The sequence below is a fragment of the Pseudochelatococcus lubricantis genome (assembly GCF_042432495.1).
Lineage (GTDB): Bacteria > Pseudomonadota > Alphaproteobacteria > Rhizobiales > Beijerinckiaceae > Pseudochelatococcus > Pseudochelatococcus lubricantis.
This window is the reverse complement of sequence record NZ_JBHLXC010000006.1, coordinates 408,457-427,163: the sequence shown is the minus strand read 5'-3', so window position 1 is coordinate 427,163 and position 18,707 is coordinate 408,457. Positions and strand designations below refer to the sequence as shown.

The 18,707-nt window shown below is 68.5% G+C and carries 21 protein-coding genes and 1 other RNA gene; 15 read left to right on the top strand and 7 right to left on the bottom strand.

From position 1 onward, the window contains the following. Window positions 1–16 precede the first annotated feature (16 nt). Complete coding sequence (locus ACFFJ7_RS12745; protein WP_377592794.1) at window positions 17–1,276, top strand: D-amino acid dehydrogenase; 1,260 nt, start codon at window positions 17–19, stop codon at window positions 1,274–1,276. A gap of 22 nt (window positions 1,277–1,298) precedes the next feature. Here ACFFJ7_RS12745 and ACFFJ7_RS12740 read toward each other — a convergent pair whose 3' ends face one another. The 5 genes from ACFFJ7_RS12740 to ssrA form a co-directional block, all read right to left on the bottom strand. Then, the gene (locus ACFFJ7_RS12740; protein WP_377592792.1) at window positions 1,299–1,544 is read right to left on the bottom strand and encodes a ribbon-helix-helix domain-containing protein; all 246 of its coding nucleotides are present in this window, start codon (window positions 1,542–1,544) and stop codon (window positions 1,299–1,301) included. 11 nt (window positions 1,545–1,555) lie between these two features. After that, entirely contained in the window at window positions 1,556–1,774 is a 219-nt protein-coding gene (locus ACFFJ7_RS12735) for a DUF4169 family protein (RefSeq protein ID WP_166950642.1), read from the bottom strand. 11 nt (window positions 1,775–1,785) lie between these two features. Next, a complete protein-coding gene (gene fumC / locus ACFFJ7_RS12730) occupies window positions 1,786–3,177 on the bottom strand; it encodes a class II fumarate hydratase (RefSeq protein ID WP_377592790.1) in 1,392 nt (463 codons plus the stop codon). A gap of 259 nt (window positions 3,178–3,436) precedes the next feature. Beyond that, on the bottom strand, window positions 3,437–4,114 hold the full coding sequence (locus ACFFJ7_RS12725; protein WP_166950646.1) for an SspB family protein: 678 nt from the start codon (window positions 4,112–4,114) through the stop codon (window positions 3,437–3,439). A gap of 132 nt (window positions 4,115–4,246) precedes the next feature. Then, window positions 4,247–4,611: a transfer-messenger RNA gene (gene ssrA / locus ACFFJ7_RS12720) on the bottom strand. A gap of 147 nt (window positions 4,612–4,758) precedes the next feature. Here ssrA and ACFFJ7_RS12715 point away from each other — a divergent pair. From ACFFJ7_RS12715 to ACFFJ7_RS12690, 6 genes are all read left to right on the top strand, one after another. Then, complete coding sequence (locus tag ACFFJ7_RS12715) at window positions 4,759–5,553, top strand: thymidylate synthase (RefSeq protein WP_377592788.1); 795 nt, start codon at window positions 4,759–4,761, stop codon at window positions 5,551–5,553. Between the two features lie 3 nt (window positions 5,554–5,556). Continuing rightward, on the top strand, window positions 5,557–6,141 hold the full coding sequence (locus tag ACFFJ7_RS12710; RefSeq protein WP_377592786.1) for a dihydrofolate reductase: 585 nt from the start codon (window positions 5,557–5,559) through the stop codon (window positions 6,139–6,141). 240 nt (window positions 6,142–6,381) lie between these two features. Further along, window positions 6,382–7,557: an FtsH protease activity modulator HflK gene (hflK, locus tag ACFFJ7_RS12705; RefSeq protein WP_166950650.1), complete on the top strand. Its 1,176-nt coding sequence runs from the start codon at window positions 6,382–6,384 to the stop codon at window positions 7,555–7,557. Then, window positions 7,554–8,465 carry a protease modulator HflC gene (gene hflC / locus ACFFJ7_RS12700; RefSeq protein ID WP_166950651.1) on the top strand — a complete coding sequence of 304 codons (912 nt, stop codon included), beginning with the start codon at window positions 7,554–7,556 and terminating at the stop codon, window positions 8,463–8,465. Before hflK ends, hflC begins: the two co-directional genes overlap by 4 nt. Window positions 8,466–8,702: 237 nt before the next feature. Then, window positions 8,703–8,900, top strand: a complete 198-nt coding sequence (locus ACFFJ7_RS12695) for a DUF2065 family protein (RefSeq protein WP_166950652.1) — start codon at window positions 8,703–8,705, stop codon at window positions 8,898–8,900. Between the two features lie 132 nt (window positions 8,901–9,032). After that, complete coding sequence (locus ACFFJ7_RS12690) at window positions 9,033–10,535, top strand: DegQ family serine endoprotease (RefSeq protein WP_377592783.1); 1,503 nt, start codon at window positions 9,033–9,035, stop codon at window positions 10,533–10,535. Here ACFFJ7_RS12690 and serB read toward each other — a convergent pair whose 3' ends face one another. Beyond that, a complete protein-coding gene (gene serB / locus ACFFJ7_RS12685) occupies window positions 10,536–11,480 on the bottom strand; it encodes a phosphoserine phosphatase SerB (protein ID WP_166950654.1) in 945 nt (314 codons plus the stop codon). 11 nt (window positions 11,481–11,491) lie between these two features. Between serB and miaA the strand changes: the two genes are divergently transcribed. Then, window positions 11,492–12,421, top strand: a complete 930-nt coding sequence (gene miaA / locus ACFFJ7_RS12680; protein ID WP_377592780.1) for a tRNA (adenosine(37)-N6)-dimethylallyltransferase MiaA — start codon at window positions 11,492–11,494, stop codon at window positions 12,419–12,421. Between the two features lie 3 nt (window positions 12,422–12,424). Here miaA and ACFFJ7_RS12675 read toward each other — a convergent pair whose 3' ends face one another. Continuing rightward, window positions 12,425–13,045, bottom strand: a complete 621-nt coding sequence (locus ACFFJ7_RS12675; protein ID WP_377592778.1) for a L,D-transpeptidase — start codon at window positions 13,043–13,045, stop codon at window positions 12,425–12,427. 466 nt (window positions 13,046–13,511) lie between these two features. Here ACFFJ7_RS12675 and ACFFJ7_RS12670 point away from each other — a divergent pair, with 466 nt between their 5' ends. From ACFFJ7_RS12670 to ACFFJ7_RS12640, 7 genes are all read left to right on the top strand, one after another. After that, window positions 13,512–14,096 carry a hypothetical protein gene (locus ACFFJ7_RS12670; protein ID WP_377592775.1) on the top strand — a complete coding sequence of 195 codons (585 nt, stop codon included), beginning with the start codon at window positions 13,512–13,514 and terminating at the stop codon, window positions 14,094–14,096. Then, the gene (locus ACFFJ7_RS12665; RefSeq protein ID WP_377592773.1) at window positions 13,990–15,363 is read left to right on the top strand and encodes a DNA-packaging protein; all 1,374 of its coding nucleotides are present in this window, start codon (window positions 13,990–13,992) and stop codon (window positions 15,361–15,363) included. Before ACFFJ7_RS12670 ends, ACFFJ7_RS12665 begins: the two co-directional genes overlap by 107 nt. Before the next feature lie 420 nt (window positions 15,364–15,783). After that, window positions 15,784–16,410, top strand: a complete 627-nt coding sequence (locus ACFFJ7_RS12660; RefSeq protein ID WP_377593030.1) for a phage tail tape measure protein — start codon at window positions 15,784–15,786, stop codon at window positions 16,408–16,410. A 73-nt stretch (window positions 16,411–16,483) separates the two neighbouring features. Next, on the top strand, window positions 16,484–17,686 hold the full coding sequence (locus ACFFJ7_RS12655; RefSeq protein ID WP_377592771.1) for a phage portal protein: 1,203 nt from the start codon (window positions 16,484–16,486) through the stop codon (window positions 17,684–17,686). After that, a complete protein-coding gene (locus ACFFJ7_RS12650) occupies window positions 17,683–17,910 on the top strand; it encodes a hypothetical protein (RefSeq protein ID WP_208394144.1) in 228 nt (75 codons plus the stop codon). The genes ACFFJ7_RS12655 and ACFFJ7_RS12650 overlap by 4 nt, the downstream gene beginning before the upstream one ends. A 15-nt stretch (window positions 17,911–17,925) precedes the next feature. After that, window positions 17,926–18,129 carry a hypothetical protein gene (locus ACFFJ7_RS12645; RefSeq protein ID WP_377592768.1) on the top strand — a complete coding sequence of 68 codons (204 nt, stop codon included), beginning with the start codon at window positions 17,926–17,928 and terminating at the stop codon, window positions 18,127–18,129. Continuing rightward, complete coding sequence (locus ACFFJ7_RS12640; RefSeq protein ID WP_377592766.1) at window positions 18,129–18,707, top strand: HK97 family phage prohead protease; 579 nt, start codon at window positions 18,129–18,131, stop codon at window positions 18,705–18,707. Before ACFFJ7_RS12645 ends, ACFFJ7_RS12640 begins: the two co-directional genes overlap by 1 nt.

The window sequence follows — 18,707 nt, the reverse complement described above, 5'->3', positions numbered from 1 at the left end:
AGAGAGTCGTGATCCCATGAAAGTGATTGTTCTGGGCGCCGGCGTCGTTGGCGTGACCTCGGCCTGGTATCTGGCGAAGGCTGGCTGCGACGTTACCGTCATCGACCGCCAGCAGGGGCCCGCCCTTGAAACGAGCTTCGCCAACGCGGGGCAGATTTCACCCGGCTATGCCTCGCCGTGGGCATCGCCTGAAATTCCGCTGAAGGCGTTCAAATGGCTGTTCATGGAGCACTCGCCGCTGATCCTGCGGCCTCGGGCGGATGCCGCCATGCTGGCGTGGCTCGTGCAGATGCTCGGCAACTGCACGCCTGCGCGTTATGCCGCCAACAAGGCCCGCATGGTGCGCATAGCCGAATATAGCCGCGACTGCCTCGATGCGTTGCGGGCAGAAACCGGCATCGCCTATGACGAGCGCACGCAGGGCACGCTGCAGCTCTTCCGCACGCAGAAGCAGCTCGATGCCGTCGGCGGCGATATCGAGGTTCTGCGCCAGTACGGCGTGCCATTCGAATTGCTCACGGTCGACGGTTGCGTCACGGCGGAGCCCGCGCTTAAGCATACGCGCCACAAGATCGTCGGCGGTCTGCGCCTGCCCCGCGACGAGACGGGAGACTGCTTCAAGTTCACCAATGCGCTGGCGCAGCAAGCCGCCGGCGCGGGCGTGACTTTTCGCTATGGCGTCGAGATCCTCGGCCTAAGTGCCGAGGGTGACCGCGTTACCGGGGTGCGCACGGCGGACGGTATCGAGAAGGCCGACGGTGTCGTGGTGGCGCTGGGCAGCTTCTCGCCCCAGTTGCTGAAGCCACTCGGCCTGCGCCTGCCGGTCTATCCCGTGAAAGGTTATTCGATCACGGTCGATATCGCCGATGCGGAGGCGGCGCCGGTTTCCACGGTGCTGGACGACAGCTACAAGGTCGCGATCACCCGCCTCGGAGATCGCATCCGCGTCGGCGGCATGGCGGAAGTGTCCGGCTATCAGATTGCGCTGCATCCGGACCGTAAGGGCACGCTGTCACTTGTGCTGCACGACCTGTTCCCGCATGGCGGCGATCCGGCCCCTGCGCAGCTCTGGTCCGGCCTGCGGCCGATGACGCCAGACAGCACCCCGGTCATCGGCAAGACGCGCTTCGCCAATCTCTACACCAACACCGGTCATGGAACGCTGGGCTGGACGATGGCCTGCGGATCGGGAAAAGTGCTGGCCGACATCGTGACGGGTGCGACGCCCGAAGTCGACGTGTCGGATCTTTCTCTCGCCCGCTATGGCGCGAGGTGATGGCTTGTCCCGCTTTTCGGGGTCACGCCCTGGCTGCAGCCGCCTGACGGAACTGTGCCAGCACGAAGACGCGGATCGCGGAAGACAGGTTGCTGTCTCCGCGCGCTGTGTCGATGTCGGCGATCAACGCCGCTACCGATGTCTGACGGTTTTCGGCAATCTCGCGCAAGGCGTCCCAGAACGGCTGCTCCAGTGATACGCTGGTGCGATGCCCGGCGATCATGACCGAGCGCTTGATAACGGTCTCGCTCAAGCCGGTTGCACTCATGCTGCTTCCGCTCACGCCTTGCCGTCGTCATCGGAACGCGATCGGGCGGCATCGGTTTCCGCGAGGCGATGCCCGTCGAGACGGCGTTCGTCTTTCTCGCGCGTGGCGGAGGAGAGCGTCCGCTCAGCCTTCGGCACGCCGGAGCGCAGGCGGTTCTCCGCCGCCTGCGCTTCCTTTTCCGATCTGGCGCGCGCCTTGCGGGCACGGCGCAGGTTGATGAGTTCGGCCATGGCGGCGACGATCAGTGCGGGGCCAGCATGTCCTGCGGGCGGACGACGGCATCGAACTCCTCGGCCGTGACCTTGCCGGACTTCAGCGCTTCCTCGCGAAGGGTGGTGCCGTGCTTGTGGGCGGCCTTGGCGATGTCCGCCGCAGCATCGTAGCCGATCTTCGGCGCAAGCGCCGTCACCAGCATGAGCGAGCGCTCCAGCAGCTCCGTGATGCGCTCCCGGTTGGGCTGAATGCCGACGACGCAGTTGTCGGTGAAGCTCACGGCGCCATCGGCGAGCAGCCGCACAGACTGCAGGAATACATGGACGATGACCGGCTTGTAGACGTTGAGTTCGAGGTGGCCCTGGCTGCCGGCGACCGAGATCGTCGTGCCGTTGCCGATGACCTGCGCGGCGAGCATCGTCACCGCTTCCGACTGCGTGGGGTTGACCTTGCCGGGCATGATCGACGAGCCGGGCTCGTTCTCCGGCAGGGACAGCTCGCCGAGGCCCGAACGCGGGCCGGAGCCGAGCAGGCGGATGTCGTTGGCGATCTTGAACAGGGCGGTCGCGACGCTCACCAGCGCGCCGTGCGCGAACACGACGGCATCGTTGCTTGCCAGCGATTCGAACTTGTTCGGCGCGGTGACGAAGGGCTGGCCGGTGATTTCCGCGACCTTGGCGGCGAAGCGCGCCGCGAATTCCGGATGGGCGTTGAGGCCTGTGCCGACGGCCGTGCCGCCCTGTGCCAGAGGATAAAGGGATTCGATGCCCTTCTTCACATGGCGGATGCCGGTTTCGACTTGCGCCGCGTAGCCGGAGAATTCCTGGCCCAGCGTGACGGGCGTGGCGTCCTGCAGATGGGTGCGGCCGATCTTGACGATGTCCCCGAATTCTTCCGACTTGGCGACGAGCGCCTTGTGCAGATGCTCCAGCGCCGGCAACAGGCGATTGCTGACGTCGAGCACGGCGGCGATGTGGATGGCAGTCGGGAAGGTGTCGTTCGACGACTGGCCCCTGTTGACATGATCGTTCGGGTGGACCGGCGTCTTGGAGCCGAGCGGCGCGCCGAGCAGCTCGTTGGCGCGGTTGGCGATCACCTCGTTGGCGTTCATGTTCGACTGCGTGCCGGAGCCCGTCTGCCAGACGGCGAGCGGGAAGTGGTCGTCGAACTTGCCCGCGATCACTTCCTCCGCCGCGGATGCGACAGCATCGGCCACCTTGCCGTCGAGCACGCCGAGATCCTTGTTGACGAGCGCGGCCGCGCGCTTCACCAGAGCGAGCGCATGGACGAGAGGCAGCGGCATCTTCTCCGTTCCGATGCGGAAATTCTGGAGCGAGCGCTGGGATTGCGCGCCCCAGTAACGATCGGCGGGAACCTCGATCGGGCCAAAGGAATCGGTTTCGGTACGGGTCTGCGACATCGGGCGCTCCTCGGAAGGGCGATACGCTTCCCCGGGAAGCGCTCGCTCAAAACCACATGCGCAAGGCACCACCGCAACCCTTCGCGATCCACGATCCCGAACCGGCCAGCGATGCTTCGCTCTCTCGTCTGGGCGCAACCAGGCGGCCATACCCATTGGGGAAGTGGTATAGCCGCAGCCGTGGCGTCTCGCAAAGGGGGTTAAGAAGGATCGTTGCGGATCGGGTGACGAATCGGTGACTTTGTCACGCCTTGCCGGGTCAGGTGTTCTTCTTGCGGAATGCGTCGAGCCGCACTACCTGCGCACCGGTCTGCTCGCCGTCGCCTGCGGGCTGGTCGGCGTCGCCATCCTCGCCAGCGCCCTCGGGAGCGGAAGCCCGCTCCTGCGCCGGCGTCTCTTCCGTCGCCACGGTTCCGTGCGACGAGGAGACGGTGTCATCCAGCTGTCTGTCGTCCGTCTCGCCGGGGCGGACTGGCGGGGCGATCTCGAAAATGCGGCGGGGGAAGGTGGCGGGCGTAACCTCTCCGGCGGGAACGGAATCGGTTTCCGCCTCATCCGCCTCGTCGTCATCAAGTGTGTCGAGATCCGTCTCGAAGCGCAGGCCGAAATCGACGGAACGGTCGAAGAAGCCGGTCAGCGCGTCGAACGGCACCACCAGCTTCTCCGGAATGCCCTTGAACGACAGCCCGACCTCGAACGCCGTTTCCGAGACCGAAAGGTCCCAGAACTGGTGCTGGAGCACGATCGTCATCTCGTCCGGATACTCGGCCCGCATGCGATTCGACAGCCGGACGCCGGGGTGGCGCGTCAGGAAGGTGATGTAGAAATGATGGTCGCCCGGCAACCCGTCCCGCGCCACATCGGCCAGCACCTTGCGGACGACGCCGCGGAGGGCGTCCTGGACGTGGAGGTCGTAGCGGATGAAGTCCTGAGCCATGGAACGGATGCCTGAAAAATCCCGATGCAGAATCCGCATCTCCGGGCAACGTTGATGCCAGACTTGCAGGGGGCAGCGCAAGCCCTGAAAAGCATATTCCGATCCGCCCGTTCGACCGTCCCGCGAAAGGGAAGTGGAGGCTTCTGTTGCCAGGTGCCTCCGAACCCCGCCCTACGGGGCTAACCGCAGGGACTTTGAATCGATTACCGGTACCGCATTACGCGGCGACAGCAACCGGAGCATAGTTGTCGTTGGCAACTATTGTTTCGGCCCGATGACGGCGGAACCATGCCGAACGAAAGCACACCCTTTACACCCTCGTCGATCCTGTTTCGCCCCCGCCGAAACCCGGCCTTCTCAGGCGTGTGCCGGGCTTTGGTGGAGGCGCCGGGTACCGCCCCCGGGTCCGAATGGTTTATTGCGATGACCGTTTATCGTCATAGCCGTCTTGCGGCGGCAAAATGAATATAGGGGCTATTCATCCCGGATGGAAGAGGCCATAATCTGGAATAATTCCAGATAAGGTGCGCTCTCCCCAGCGATTTTGAGCCGTCTTCTTTCTGCGCGACAGGCGACTGTGCTAGCGTCACCGCCAGCGCGTTTTTCCGCGCCGGGCTGCAGCGTTTCGTTGGGGAGATGTGATCGTGCGCGCCTATCTCGATCTGCTCGATCGCATCCTGCGCGAGGGGAAGCACAAGGATGACCGCACCGGCACCGGCACGCTGTCGCTGTTCGGGGAGCAGGTGCGCTTCGATCTGGCGCGGGGCTTCCCGCTGCTGACCACCAAGCGCGTCCATCTGAAATCCGTCATCCATGAATTGCTGTGGTTCCTGCGCGGCGACACCAATGTCGCGTATCTGCACGAGCACGGCGTCACCATCTGGGACGAGTGGGCGGACGGGAACGGCGATCTCGGCCCGGTCTACGGCAAGCAGTGGCGGGCGTTTGCCGGCGGGAACGGCGAGACGGTCGACCAGATCGCCTGGGTCGTCGAGGAAATTCGCCGCAATCCCGATTCGCGCCGGCTGGTGGTGAGCGCGTGGAATCCGGCTGACATCCCGAAGATGGCGCTCGCGCCCTGCCATTGCCTGTTCCAGTTCTACGTCGTCGACGGTAGCCTCTCCTGCCAGCTCTACCAGCGTTCTGCGGACGTGTTTCTGGGCGTGCCCTTCAACATCGCGAGCTATGCGCTGCTGACGGAACTGATCGCCCATGTCGTCGGGCTCAAGACCGGCGAGCTGGTGATGACCTTCGGCGACGTGCATCTCTACCTGAACCACATCGAGCAGGCGCGCACGCAACTGGCGCGGGAACCGCGCGCGCTGCCGCGCCTCTCGATCGATGAAAGGGTGACGTCGGTGTTCGACGTCCTGGCGGAGGATATTACCGTCGCGGGCTACGATCCCCACCCGGCCATCCGGGCGCCGGTTGCGGTGTGAGCGATGGCGGAACGGGCGTCGCGTCATCCGCTGGTCATCGTCGCCGCCGTCGCGTCTAACGGCGTCATCGGCGTGCGCAACACCTTGCCATGGCGGCTCGGCAGCGATCTGAAGCGATTCCGCGTGCTCACAACGGGCAAGCCGCTGGTGATGGGCCGGCGGACGTTCGAATCGCTGCCGCCCGCCCGCCCGGGCAAGGACGGCGCCCCGGCGCCGGGCCGGCTGCCTGGTCGGCCGCTCGTGGTGCTGAGCCGCTCCGCGCTTCCGGTGACGCCCGATGACGGGGAGGTCGCGCGCGCCCGCGATCTCGACGAGGCGCTGGCGCTGGCGGATGCCATGGCGACGCGCGACGGCGCTGATGAAATCGTGATCGCCGGCGGCGGCGACGTTTTCGCGCAGGCGCTGCCGCTCGCCGAACGTCTCCATCTGACGTGGGTCGATGCCGCGCCGGACGGCGATGCCTTCTTTCCGGCCATTCCGGCCGACGTGTTCCGGGAGGTTCGTCGCGAGGCGCACGCGCCGGGAGAGCGGGACGACCACGCCTTCGCCTTCGTCGACTACGAGCGACGGCGCGCTGACGCGATATGACCTTTTCCCGAATCGTCATATCACTCTTGTCGGTCGGTCCGCGCGCCGCCGTTTACGGAACCGGCGCGCGCTTTTCCGGACCATGCGCCGGCGATCGACGCATTAAGGGAGTTTTGGAGCTTGACGGGGCCGCCCGCGCCACCCAAGTTGCGGGTATCGTATTGAAAGATCATGCCGAAGGCATGCGGGCGCGGACGTCCCGCCTGCGGGCGGAACACCAGAACAGGGAATGGCTGACTTATGCCTTGGAGTAACCAGAGCGGCGGTCCGTGGGGCCAGAAACCACAGGGACCATGGGGCACCGGGCCGCAAGGCGGCGGCGGGCAACAGCCCGATCTCGAGGATATCCTGAGACGCGGTCAGGACAAGCTGAAGGGCATACTCCCCGGCGGGGGCGGCGGAGCGCGCGGCATCGCCGTGGTCGCACTCGGCGCGGTGCTGCTGTGGCTCGCGACCGGTTTCTACACGGTGCGCCCGGACGAGGTCGGCCTGAACCTGATTTTCGGCAAGTTCGTCGGCAAGACGGGCGAGGGGCTGCGCTACAACTTCCCCTATCCGGTCGGCTCGGTGATCAAGCCGCGCGTGACCACCGTCAATACGATCGAGGTGGGCCAGCGCACGGGCGATACGTCGCAGCGCATCTCGCAGCGCGAGGTGCCCGAGGAAAGCCTGATGCTCACCGGCGACGAGAACATCGTCGACATCAACTTCACCGTGCAGTGGCAGGTCAGCCCCAGCAGCCCGGAAAACTACGTGTTCAACCTCAAGAACCCCGATGCCTCCATCAAGGCGGTGGCGGAAAGCGCCATGCGCGAAGAGGTGGGCCGGCGCAACATCCAGGCCGTGCTCACCACGGACCGCGGCCCCATCGAATCCGAGGTGCGCAGGCTGATGCAGGCGCAGCTCGACGAATACGGCGCCGGCGTCGAAATCCGGCAGGTGCAGCTGCAGAAGGTCGACCCGCCGCAGCAGGTCATTGATGCGTTCCGCGACGTGCAGGCCGCACGGCAGGACCAGGATCGTCTGCGCAATGAGGCGGAGACCTACGCCAGCCGCGTCGTCCCGGAGGCGCGCGGCGAGGCTGCCCGCATCACCCAGGCGGCGGAAGGCTATCGCGAGAGCGTGGTGGCGGACGCGCGCGGCGCGGCGGGACGCTTCACGCAGGTGTATGAAACCTACAAGGCCGCGCCCGCCGTGACGCGCGAGCGCATGTTCATTGAGACGCTTGAGAAGGTGCTCGGCAGCACTGACAAGGTCATTCTCGACCAGAGCGGCACGCAGGGGGCGCTGCCGCTGTTGCCGCTCGGCGCGCTGCAGGTGCCGGGCGTGTTGCAGCCGCAGGCCGGCGCGGCCGCGCGGCCGCCGGCGCAGGCACCGCAGGCCGGAACGGTCATTCAGCAGGGAGCCGCCCGATGAACAGCCAGACCCTGAAGATCGCCGGCGCGGTGATTCTCGCGATCGTGGTATTCGTGCTTTACACCGCGACCTTCATCGTCCACCAGACGGAACAGGCGCTGGTGCTGCGCTTCGGCGGCGTGCGCTCCGTGGCGACCGAGCCTGGACTCTATTTCAAGCTGCCGCTGATCGAGACCGTGGTCGACATCGACAACCGCGTTCTCGACCTCGACCTGCCGGAGCAGGAAGTGATCGCCGCCGACCAGAAGCGGCTCGTGGTCGACGCCTTCACCCGCTACAAGGTGACGGACGCCGTGCGCTTCTATCAGACGGTGAACAACATCGCCGGCGCCAACCTGCGGCTCGCCAACATCATCAACTCGACAGTGCGGTCGGTGGTGGCGGAGGCGACGTTCACGGATATCGTGCGCACCAACCGCGCCGGGCTGATGGGCGAAATCCGCGATGAGGTGAACAGGCAGGCGCAGGGTCTCGGCCTCACCGTGATCGACGTGCGGTTGCGCCGCGCCGACCTGCCGCAGCAGAACAGCGAGGCGGTCTTCCAGCGCATGCAGACGGAGCGCCAGCGCGAGGCGGCGGACATCCGCGCGCAGGGCTCGCAGCTCGCGCAGGGCATCCGGGCGCGCGCCGACCGTGACGTGACCGTGATCAAGGCCGACGCCAACCAGCAGGCGCAGCAGACGCGAGGCGAGGGCGACGCGCAGGTGAACAGCATCCTGGCGGAGGCTTACAGCCGCGACCCCGAGTTCTTCGCCTTCTTCCGTTCGCTGCAGGCCTACACCACGAGCCTCGTCGGCAGCGGCACGCGCTGGGTGCTCTCGCCCGATTCGCCGTTCTTCCGCTACCTCGGCGGACCCGGCGGCACGGCGACGCCGCAGGCGTCTTCCGGAAGCACGCCCGGGCAGTAAGCAGTTTGAAGCGGCGGGCGCCCCAGCGGGCGTCCGCCTTTTTCGTGGATGCGGCGGGACAGCCGCCCACGCCGGTGTGATTATGTTGGCCGTGAGCCCAAAGAGCCTTTATCTTTGCGTTCGGCCGTGATCTTTTTACCAGAAGAAGAGCGAAGCATCGGCCATGGCGCGACCAGGGGGATCGCAGCCGCGTGGGCCGGCCGTTTCGCCGCGTTGCCGGGAGGGGCTTGACGGCGAATGACAGATTTTCTTGCCGCTTTCGGGCTGCTGCTTGCGCTGGAAGGCATATTCTTCGCCGCGTTGCCCGGCGTCGCCCGCCGGGTGCTGAGCGAGGCGGCGGATTCGCCGGTCGAACGCATGCGCCTCGTCGGCATCGTGTTCGCCGTCATCGGCGTCGTGGTGGTCTGGACGGTGCGCCGCGGTGGCCTATTATAGCTGAATGTCGAACGTCGGAGCGGCCTGCCCCTTCACGGAAACGCCGGCCCGTTCCATCTTTCCGTTTTTCACTGCTCCGGACGGAAAAGCCCGTCAGGCTCGTTCCGGAAAGGCTCTGGGCACCGCAGCACCATGCACGACACCGCACACGCTCCCCGACGATTCGAAACGCCGTTCACGCATGAGGCCGCGAGCAGCGGCGCGTGCCTGTGGCGCGGCGCCGTGCTGGCCGCGGCGCTGATGCTCGGCATGGCCGGCGCGCCCGCCTTCGCGCGCGGGCCGGAGGCCATCGCCGACCTCGCCAGCGAGGTGATGGACGCCGTCGTCAATATTTCCGCCGCCGAGACGGAAACCGTCACGAAGCGGGGGGAGGTGCCGCCCGCCATTCCCGGTTCGCCCTTCGGTGACCTGTTCGACGAGTTCCGCAAGCGTCGCAATGAGGGCGGGCCGCGCCCACGGGGCGCCGAATCGGCGGGTTCGGGCTTCGTGATCGACGAATCGGGCATCGTCGTCACCAACAATCACGTGATAGGCGAGGCGAACGACATCACCGTGGTGTTCACGGACGGCGCCAAACGCAAGGCGGAGGTCGTGGGGCGCGACGACAAGCTCGACCTCGCCGTGCTGCGGGTGAAGACCGACAAGCCGCTGAAGGCGGTGAAGTTCGGCAATTCGGAGAGCCTGCGCATCGGCGACTGGGTCGTGGCGATCGGCAACCCCTTCGGGCTCGGCGGCTCGGTGACGGCGGGCATCGTCTCCGCCCACAGCCGCAACATCGAGCAGGGACCCTACGACGACTATATCCAGACGGACGCCGCCATCAACCGGGGCAACTCCGGCGGGCCGCTGTTCAACCTGAAGGGCGAGGTGATCGGCATCAACACGGCGATCCTGTCGCCCTCCGGCGGCTCGGTGGGCATCGGCTTCGCGGTGCCGGCGGAACTTGCGGCGCCAACCGTCGCCCAACTGCGGGAGTTCGGCGAGACGCGCCGCGGGTGGCTCGGCGTGCGCATCCAGCCCGTGGACGAGGACACGGCGGAGGCGCTCGGCCTCGGTGGCCAGGATGGCGCGCTCGTCGCCAGCATCGACGGCAAGGGGCCGGCCGCGAACGCAGACATCAAGACGGGCGACGTCATCGTGCAGATCGACGGCAAGCGGGTGAAGGAGCCGCGCGACCTGTCGCGCACCGTCGCGGCGATGCCGGTCGGCAAGCGCGTCGACGTAACGCTGCTGCGCGACGGCAAGGAACGCAAGGCTTCGGTGACACTGGGCCGCCTTGAGGACGGCGAGAAGGCGCAGGCCCAGGCAGCGGGAGAGACCAGCAAGGCACGGTCCGGCCGGACGCTGGGGCTGCGCCTTTCGGAAATCGACGACGAACTGCGCCAGCAGTATGCGCTGGCGGAGGACATCAAAGGCGTCGTGGTGGTGGAGGTTGAGCCCGATTCGCCCGCCGCCGACAAGCGCATCGAGCCCGGCGACGTGATCACGGAAGTGGGCAAGTCGCCGGTGACGGCGCCGGCCGAAGTGGAACGCCGGCTTGAGGCGCTGCGCAAGGAAGGCCGCCGCTCGGCGCTGCTGCTGGTGACCGGGCGCGACGGCGACGTGCGTTTCGTCGCCATCCGGCTGGAGGAATGATCAGTCGGCCGCGAAATCCTCGCGCTTGTAGCCCTGGATATAGAGAAGTGCGCTGAGATCCGCCTTCTCGACGCGGGCGTGTGCTGCCGCGGCCACGGCCGGCTTGGCGCGGAAGGCGACGCCGAGGCCGGCTTCCTCCAGCATGGCGAGGTCGTTGGCGCCGTCGCCCACCGCGAGCGTTTCGTGCAACGCCAGGCCGTGCGCCTCCCGCAGCTCGCGCAGGGTGGCGAGCTTGGCCTCGCGGCCCAGGATCGGCTCCTCGACGACGCCGGCCAGATGCTCCTCCTTCACCACGAGGCGGTTGGCGCGGTGCTCGTGGAAGCCGGTGAGCAGCGCGATGCGGCTTGTGAACAGGGTGAAACCGCCCGACACCAGGCAGGTGTAGGCGCCGTGCGCGCGCATGGTGCGCACGAGGCGCGCGCCGCCCGGCGTGAGCGTGATGCGCTCGGCGACGATGCGGTCGACGACGCCGACCGGCAGACCGCGCAGCAGCGCCACGCGCTCGCGCAGCGCCGGCTCGAAGGCCAGCTCGCCACGCATGGCGCGCTCCGTGATGGCGGACACCTTTGCCTTCAGGCCGACGAAGTCCGCCAGCTCGTCGATGCACTCCTGTCCGATCATGGTGGAATCCATGTCGGCGAGGAAGAGCTTCTTGCGCCGGCCGAGAAGGGGCTGGACGATGACGTCCACAGGCGCGTCGGCCACCGATTCGCGCAGGCGGTCGGCAATGGCGCGCGGCGAATCGCCCGGTTCCGGCGTAAACACGAGATCGGCCGCGATGCCGGCATCGAGCCAGCGGGCCGGCGGCGTGCCCGGCAGGGCTTGCGCCGCGCGGCGAACGACGGCATCCGTGAGGGCGGGCGCGGCCGGATTCGCGACCAGCGTCGCGACATAAGGCGTGACGGGCGGCTGGGGCGTAACGGGCGATTGATCGACTGATGTCATGCGAACCAACAATGATTGAGAACGAAGAGCGGCACGGGACGCGGGCTATCCTCATCGCAGGCCCGACGGCATCCGGCAAGTCTGCTCTTGCGCTCGCGCTCGCGCAACGGTGCGGCGGCGTGGTGGTAAATGCCGATTCGATGCAGGTCTATGCCGGTTTGCGAATCATCACCGCACGGCCGACCGAGGAGGAGGAGCGGCTTGCGCCACACAGGCTTTACGGCCATGTCGACGCGGGCGTGAACTATTCCGTCGGGCGCTGGCTGGAGGACGTGACGGCGGCGCTCTCCGACGTGTGGCGGGCCGGCGGCCTGCCGGTCGTCACCGGCGGCACGGGGCTCTACTTCAAGGCGCTCATCGAAGGATTGTCCGAGATACCGCCCGTGCCGGAGGAGGTGAGGGCGCAGGTGCGCGAGCGGGCGGCGGGGCGCGAGACGCCTCTGCTCTATGCGGATTTCGCGGCGCGCGACCCGGAAACCGCGCTGCGCATAAGCCCCACGGACCGGCAGCGGATATTGCGCGGGCTGGAGGTGCTGGCGGCGACGGGACGGCCGCTCGCCTCCTTCCGCAATATGCGGCGGGCGGGGCCGCTCGCGGGGCTGGCGGTGCGGAAGGTGTTTCTCGCGCCCGGACGGGCGCAGGTCAACGACCGGATCGACGCGCGCTTCCTCGCCATGATGGCGGCCGGCGGCCTCGATGAGGTGCGGCATCTCGCCGCGCGCGGGCTCGATCCGGCGCTGCCGGCCATGCGGGCGCACGGCGTGCCGTGGCTCATCCGCCATATCCGCGGCGAGATCGGCCTCGACGAGGCGGTGGCGGGCGCGCAGGCCGATACGCGCCACTACGCCAAGCGGCAGTTCACCTGGTTCCGGCACCAGCTCGGCGGTTTCGAGTGGCTGACGCCGGAGGAGGCGGCCGACAGGTTGCCGGCCGGCGCCTGACCGTCAGAGGGCGGCGAGATCGGCCGGCATATCGGCCTGCAGCACGACGACCTTGGTGCCGAGCGGCACGCGGCTGTGCAGGTCGATGATGTCCTGGTTGAGCAGGCGGATGCAGCCGCTCGACAGCGACAGGCCGATGGAGGACGGGTCGTTGGTGCCGTGGATGCGGTAGAGCGTATCCCGGTCGCCCTGATAGAGGTAGAGGGCGCGCGCGCCGAGCGGGTTGTCGAGGCCCGGCGGCATGCCGTTGCGGTATTTCTCCAGCTCCGGCTGGCGCTTGATCATTTCGGCGGGCGGCGTCCACACCGGCCATTCGGACTTGCGGCGGATGGTGGCGCGGCCGTTCCAGTCGAACCCGTCGCGGCCCACGCCGACGCCGTAGCGGATAGCGCGGCCTTCCGGGCGCACGAGGAACAGGAAGTGGTTGCCGGGATCGACGACGATGGTGCCGGGCTCCTCCGGCGTGTCGTAGGCGATCTCGCGGCGGAAGAACTGCGGGTCGATCTTCACGAGATCGATGGCGGGAACGGGGAAGCGCTCGGATGGAATCTCGGCATACATGCGCACGAAACCCGGATCGATGCCGGGAACTGCCGACTCGATCACGGGCGGGGACTGGGTCACGCAGCCTGCGGCTGCAAGGGGGGCACCGAAAACGAACACACGCCTGCTGATCGCGAACATCATATCCTCAAGACTGACAACGTTTGTGATGGGCCTCGCGCGAAGTGAAGGCAATTTCAAGACGTGTGGGCCGACGAAAGGTTCCATCTGCGACATGGTGCCCCAAATCCCTTAACGTGTGGTATTTTCATCACGAATATCAAGCGCTTCGCTTCAATTTCCCGTGATTGCGGAACCTGATGCGAATCGAAAAATAGGAAAATAATCCTTGACAGCGTGACGCTGGTCCGCTATGTTTCAGCCATGCTCAGAAAGTGTGTCCGGATGGCGCGGCCATTGACCGGGCACCGTGCGGGCCGGACCCGTTGTCGATGAGGCAGCCTCGTCGACAGCGGGTTTTTTCATGGGCCGGTTGTCCGCGCCCGAAACGAATGCCGATTACCGACATCATGAACGAGGAAGGGCCATGCCTCAGCCTGATCGTGCCGGCCAGATGGGCGGCGGCGACGATGACCTCTGGAAAGAAGCGCGCCGCCTCTACGAACAGACGAACACGCCCGCGCAGGATATCGCGGCGCTGCTCGGCAAGTGCAGCACGCGCGCGCTCTACCGGCTCGCGGAGCGGCGCGGCTGGGGCAAGCGGCCGAAAGGCGGGAAGCCGGAAGGGCGGGCGCCGGCGGACGGCGGCAAGCTGGAACGCGCGGCGAGCCTCAACGGGCGCCGGCAACTGATCCAGAAGCTGGAAAAGACAGTGGCCCGCGAGATCGCCGCCATCGACAGCCGCGTGCGGGAATACGCGGCCGAGACGGGCGGCGGCGCGCCCGGCGCCGACCACGAGCGCCGCGCGCGGGCGCTGGCGACGCTGGCGCGCACGCTGCGGGAACTCGCGGCCATCGACAGGGCGGACGCGCAATTGGCGGAAACGCAGACCGGGGAGGACGAGGATGAAGAATTCCCGCGCGACGCCGCGGCGCTGCGCGACACGCTTGCGCGGCGCCTTGAGCAACTGTCTCGCCAGCGGCCAGCTCGGAGCGTTCCTCGCGACCTGTGACGCGGCGGCGCTGCGCTATCTCATGCATGCCTGGGCGGATGTCTGGGCGCGCGACGACCAGTTGCCGCCGGACTGCGCGCAGGGCGGCGGGGACTGGACGACGTGGCTCGTGATCGGCGGGCGCGGCGCCGGCAAGACGCGCACGGGCGCGGAATGGGTACGGGGCATGGCGCTCGGCCTGCCGCCGTTCAGCGGGCGGCCGGTGGCGCGCATCGCGCTGGTGGGCGAGACGATCGCCGACGTGCGTGAGGTGATGGTGGAGGGCGTCTCGGGCGTGCTCGGCGTGCATCCGTGCGGCGAGCGCCCGGCGTGGATACCGACGCGCCGCAGGCTGGAATGGCCGAACGGCGCGGTGGCGCAGGTCTTTTCGGCGGAAGATCCGGAAGCGCTGCGCGGCCCGCAATTCGCCGCCGCCTGGTGCGACGAACTCTGCAAATGGCGGCAGGCGGAGGAAACCTGGGACATGCTCCAATTCGGCCTGCGGCTCGGCGAGCACCCGCGCCAGCTCGTCACCACGACGCCGCGCCCTGTGCCGCTGCTGAAGCGGTTGCTGGCGGACCCGCGCGCCGCCGTCACCCGCGCCGCGACGCGCGCCAACGCCTGGAACCTCGCGCCAGCGTTTCTCGATGCCGTGGTGGGGCGCTACGCGGGCACGCGGCTCGGGCGGCAGGAACTCGACGGCGAGCTGATCGAGGAGCGGGCGGACGCGCTGTGGACGCGCGCCATGATCGACGCCGCGCGTATCGACGCGCCGCCGCCGCTGGCACGCATCGTGGTGGCGGTCGATCCGCCCGCAACGTCGGGCAAACGCGCCGACGCCTGCGGGCTGGTGGTGGCGGGACGCGACGAGGCAGGCCTGTTCCACGTGCTGGAAGACGCCACCATGGAGCGCGCCCGGCCCGCCGAATGGGCGGCGCGCGCCATCGCGCTCTACCATCGCCATGGGGCGGACGCGCTCGCCGTGGAGGTTAATCAGGGCGGTGAAATGGCCATCGCCGTATTGGGCGAGGTCGACGCCTCCGTGCCCGTCACGCCGGTGCGCGCCACGCGCGGCAAGTACCTGCGCGCGGAACCCGTCGCCGCCCTCTACGAACAAGGCAGGGTGCGCCATGCCGCCGCGTTCCCGGCACTTGAAGACGAGATGACCGATTTCGGGCCCGGCGGGCTCTCCAACGGCCGCTCGCCGGACAGGCTCGACGCGCTCGTCTGGGCCATCACCAGCCTGATGAGCGTGAAGAGCGGCGCGCCCCGGATCAGGCGGCTGTGACGGCTGGACTACGTCGGCGTCCGCCGGGCTTCACGCTTTTTTTGAAGAGAGCCTCGCATTGGCTCGGGCGCGCGTTCGCGCTTGCCGCGCTTTGCGCGGGAGAGGGCGGCGCGCCCCGGATCAGGCGACTGTGACGGCTGGACTACGTCGGCGTCCGCCGGGCTTCACGCTTTTTTTGAAGAGAGCCTCGCATTGGCTCGGGCGCGCGTTCGCGCTTGCCGCGCTTTGCGTGGGAGAGGGCGGCGCGCCCCGGATCAGGCGGCTGTGACGGCTGGGCGACGTCGGCGCCCGCCTGGCTTCACGCTTTTTTGAAGAGAGCCTCGCATTGGCTCGGGCGCGTGTTCGCGCTTGCCGCGCGTTGCGCGGGAGCGGGCGGCGCGCTGTGCCGGGCGGTTTTGAAGGGAGAAGGGGATGAGCGATATCGGTTCGGCCGGCGGGTTTGCCGAGAACCTGACGGCGAGCGTGGAGGGTGCGCGGGAGGCGATGCTCGACCTCGAAGACGTCGCCCAGCGCTTCGGCAATACCGTCACCGGCGTGTTCTCGCGCGCCGTCGTCAACGGCAAGCAGTTCGACGACGTCGTCCGGACGCTCGGCACGCGGCTGACGCAACTCGCCCTGCAGGCGGCGCTGAAGCCGCTGGAGACGGCGGTGACGTCCGGGCTGGGAAGTCTGCTCGACAAGGGTGTCAGCGCGGGCATCGGCTCGCTTGGCACGGCGCTGTCCGGCAACCTGCTGACGGCGAGCGCGGCGGGCAATGTCGTCGCGGGCGGCGCGGTGCGGCCCTTCGCCGACGGTGGCGTCATCGCCGCGCCGACCTATTTCCCGCTCGGGCGTGGGACCGGGCTCATGGGCGAGAAAGGCGCGGAAGCCATCATGCCGCTGACGCGCGGCCCGGATGGCAAGCTCGGCGTGCAGGCTGCCGGCGGGGGCGCGTCGACCGTCAACGTCACCATCAACGCCAGCGACGTGGAGAGCTTCCGCCGCTCCGAGGCGCAGGTCGCGGCCGCGCTGGCGCGAGCCGTGGCGCGCGGGCGGCGCGGACTGTAGCGCTCACCGAAAGCATCGCGCCGGCGCCATTGGATCGGCACGGCCGTCCATCCCGAAACATCAGGAAACGATCATGGCTTCTTTCATCGGCCGCCTTTTCGGCGGCGGAGGGCGCGCGGCCGCGCCCGTTCAGGAGGCTTCCGCGCCGCCGGAGCGCAAGGCCTCGCGCACGGCCGCGCTGTTCGCCGTCTCGGAGCCCGGGCGGCCGCTGTGGACGCCGCGCGATTATCAGGCACTTGCGCGGGAGGGTTTTCAACGCAACGCCGTGGTGCACCGCTGTGTGCGGCTCGTGGCGGAGGCGGCGGCTTCCGTGCCGCTGCTGCTGAAGGCCGGCCGGCGCGAGTTCGACACGCATCCGCTGCTGTCGCTCATCGCGCGGCCCAGCCCGCGCGAGGCGGGAACGGCGTTTCTGGAGGCGGTGTACGGCCACCTGCTGGTGGCGGGCAACGCCTATGTCGAGGCGGTCTCGCTCGACGGCACGCCGCGCGAGCTTTATGCGCTGCGGCCCGACCGCATGCAGGTGGTGCCGGGGCCGGACGGCTGGGCCGCGGCCTACGACTACCGCGCCGGCCACAGTGCCGTGCGTTTCCGGCAGGAGGGGGAGGTGCCGCCGATCCTGCATCTGCGGCTGTTCCATCCCGCCGACGATCACTATGGCCTGTCGCCCATGGAGGCGGCGGCCGTGGCGCTCGACATCCACAACGCCTCGGCGGGGTGGAACAAGGCGCTGCTCGACAACGCGGCGCGGCCCTCCGGCGCGCTTATCTACGCCGGGCCCGACGGCGCCAACCTGACGGACGCGCAGTTCGAGCGGCTGAAGGCGGAACTGGAGGCGCAGTTCCAGGGGGCGGCAAACGCCGGCCGCCCGCTGCTGCTGGAAGGCGGGCTGGACTGGCGGCAACTGTCGCTGACGCCGGCGGAGATGGACTTCGCGGAAGCGCGGGCCTCCGCCATGCGGGAAATCGCGCTCGCCTTCGGCGTGCCGCCGCTGATGCTCGGCCTGCCGGGCGATTCCACCTACGCGAACTACGCAGAGGCGAACCGGGCGTTCTGGCGGCAGACGGTGCTCCCGCTGGTGCGGCGCACCGCGCAGGCCATGGCGCACTGGCTGGCGCCCGCCTACGGCGGCGGCCTCTCGCTCGACCCCGATCTCGACAGCATCGAGGCGCTCGCCGGCGAGCGCGAGGCGCTGTGGCGGCGCATCACGGCGGCGGATTTCCTCTCCGCCGACGAGAAGCGCGAGGCCGTGGGCTACGGGAAGGGAGACCGGCGATGACGGACATCGTGACGGAGCTGCCGGCTGCCGTGCTCGCGCCGGTGGCGGAAAGCCTCATCGCGCGCGGCGACCTCGCCCATCTCGCGCTGTTCCTGTGGGCGGGCGGCGCCTCGGCGCTGCTCGTGCTGACGCTGCGCGACCTTGCCGGCGCCAACCGGCGTTTCGACGCCTTCGTGCGCGAACTCGCGCGCTTCAATCGCCGCCACGACGGGGAAGACGGCTGACAAGGAGAATTGACCATGGCCCGTTCGATCAACCGCGCAAGGCCGGTGCCGAAGCGCGCCACCGCGCCGCGCAGGCCGGCGCCGCAAAAGGCCGACGAGGCAATCTCGGCCTTCATCCGCGTGCTGGAGCGGCTGGACGCCGCGCCCGCCGCGCCGCTGCCCACGAGGCTGGGGGCGAAGCAGAACAAGGCGCTGGACCGCGCGCCGGAGGGCCGGTGATGGAGGAACATCTGGTGACGGGCCATCTTGCCGGCGGGCTGCGTCTTGCCGGGCGGCTGCCGGAGCTGAAGGCGGTGCCGAGCGTGATAGGGCCCGTCGACGGGGAAGGTGTGTTCGAGGGCTACGCGAGCCTTTTCAACGTGCCGGACCTCGGCGGCGACATCATCGAACCCGGCGCCTTCGCGGCGAGCCTCGCGCGGCGCGGCGCGGCGGGAGTGCGGCTGCTGTGGCAGCACGACCCCGGCGAGCCGCTCGGCACCTGGCTGTCGCTCGTGGAGGACGCGCGCGGGCTGAAGGTGCGCGGGCGCCTGAGCCTCGACGCGCGGCGGGCGCGGGATGTCGAGGCGCTGCTGAAAACCGGAGCCGTGGACGGCCTGTCCATCGGCTTCCACACGGAACGCGCGCGGCGGGAAGCCTCCGGCGTGCGCAGGATATCCCGGCTCGACCTGTGGGAGGTCTCCATCGTGACCTTTCCCATGGCGCCGGGAGCACGGGTGCTCGCCGCGGCGCCCGCGACGAAAGGCAACCCGCCGCTGGCCGAGGCCATCCGGCGGGTGACGGCCGAACTTCATTCCTGA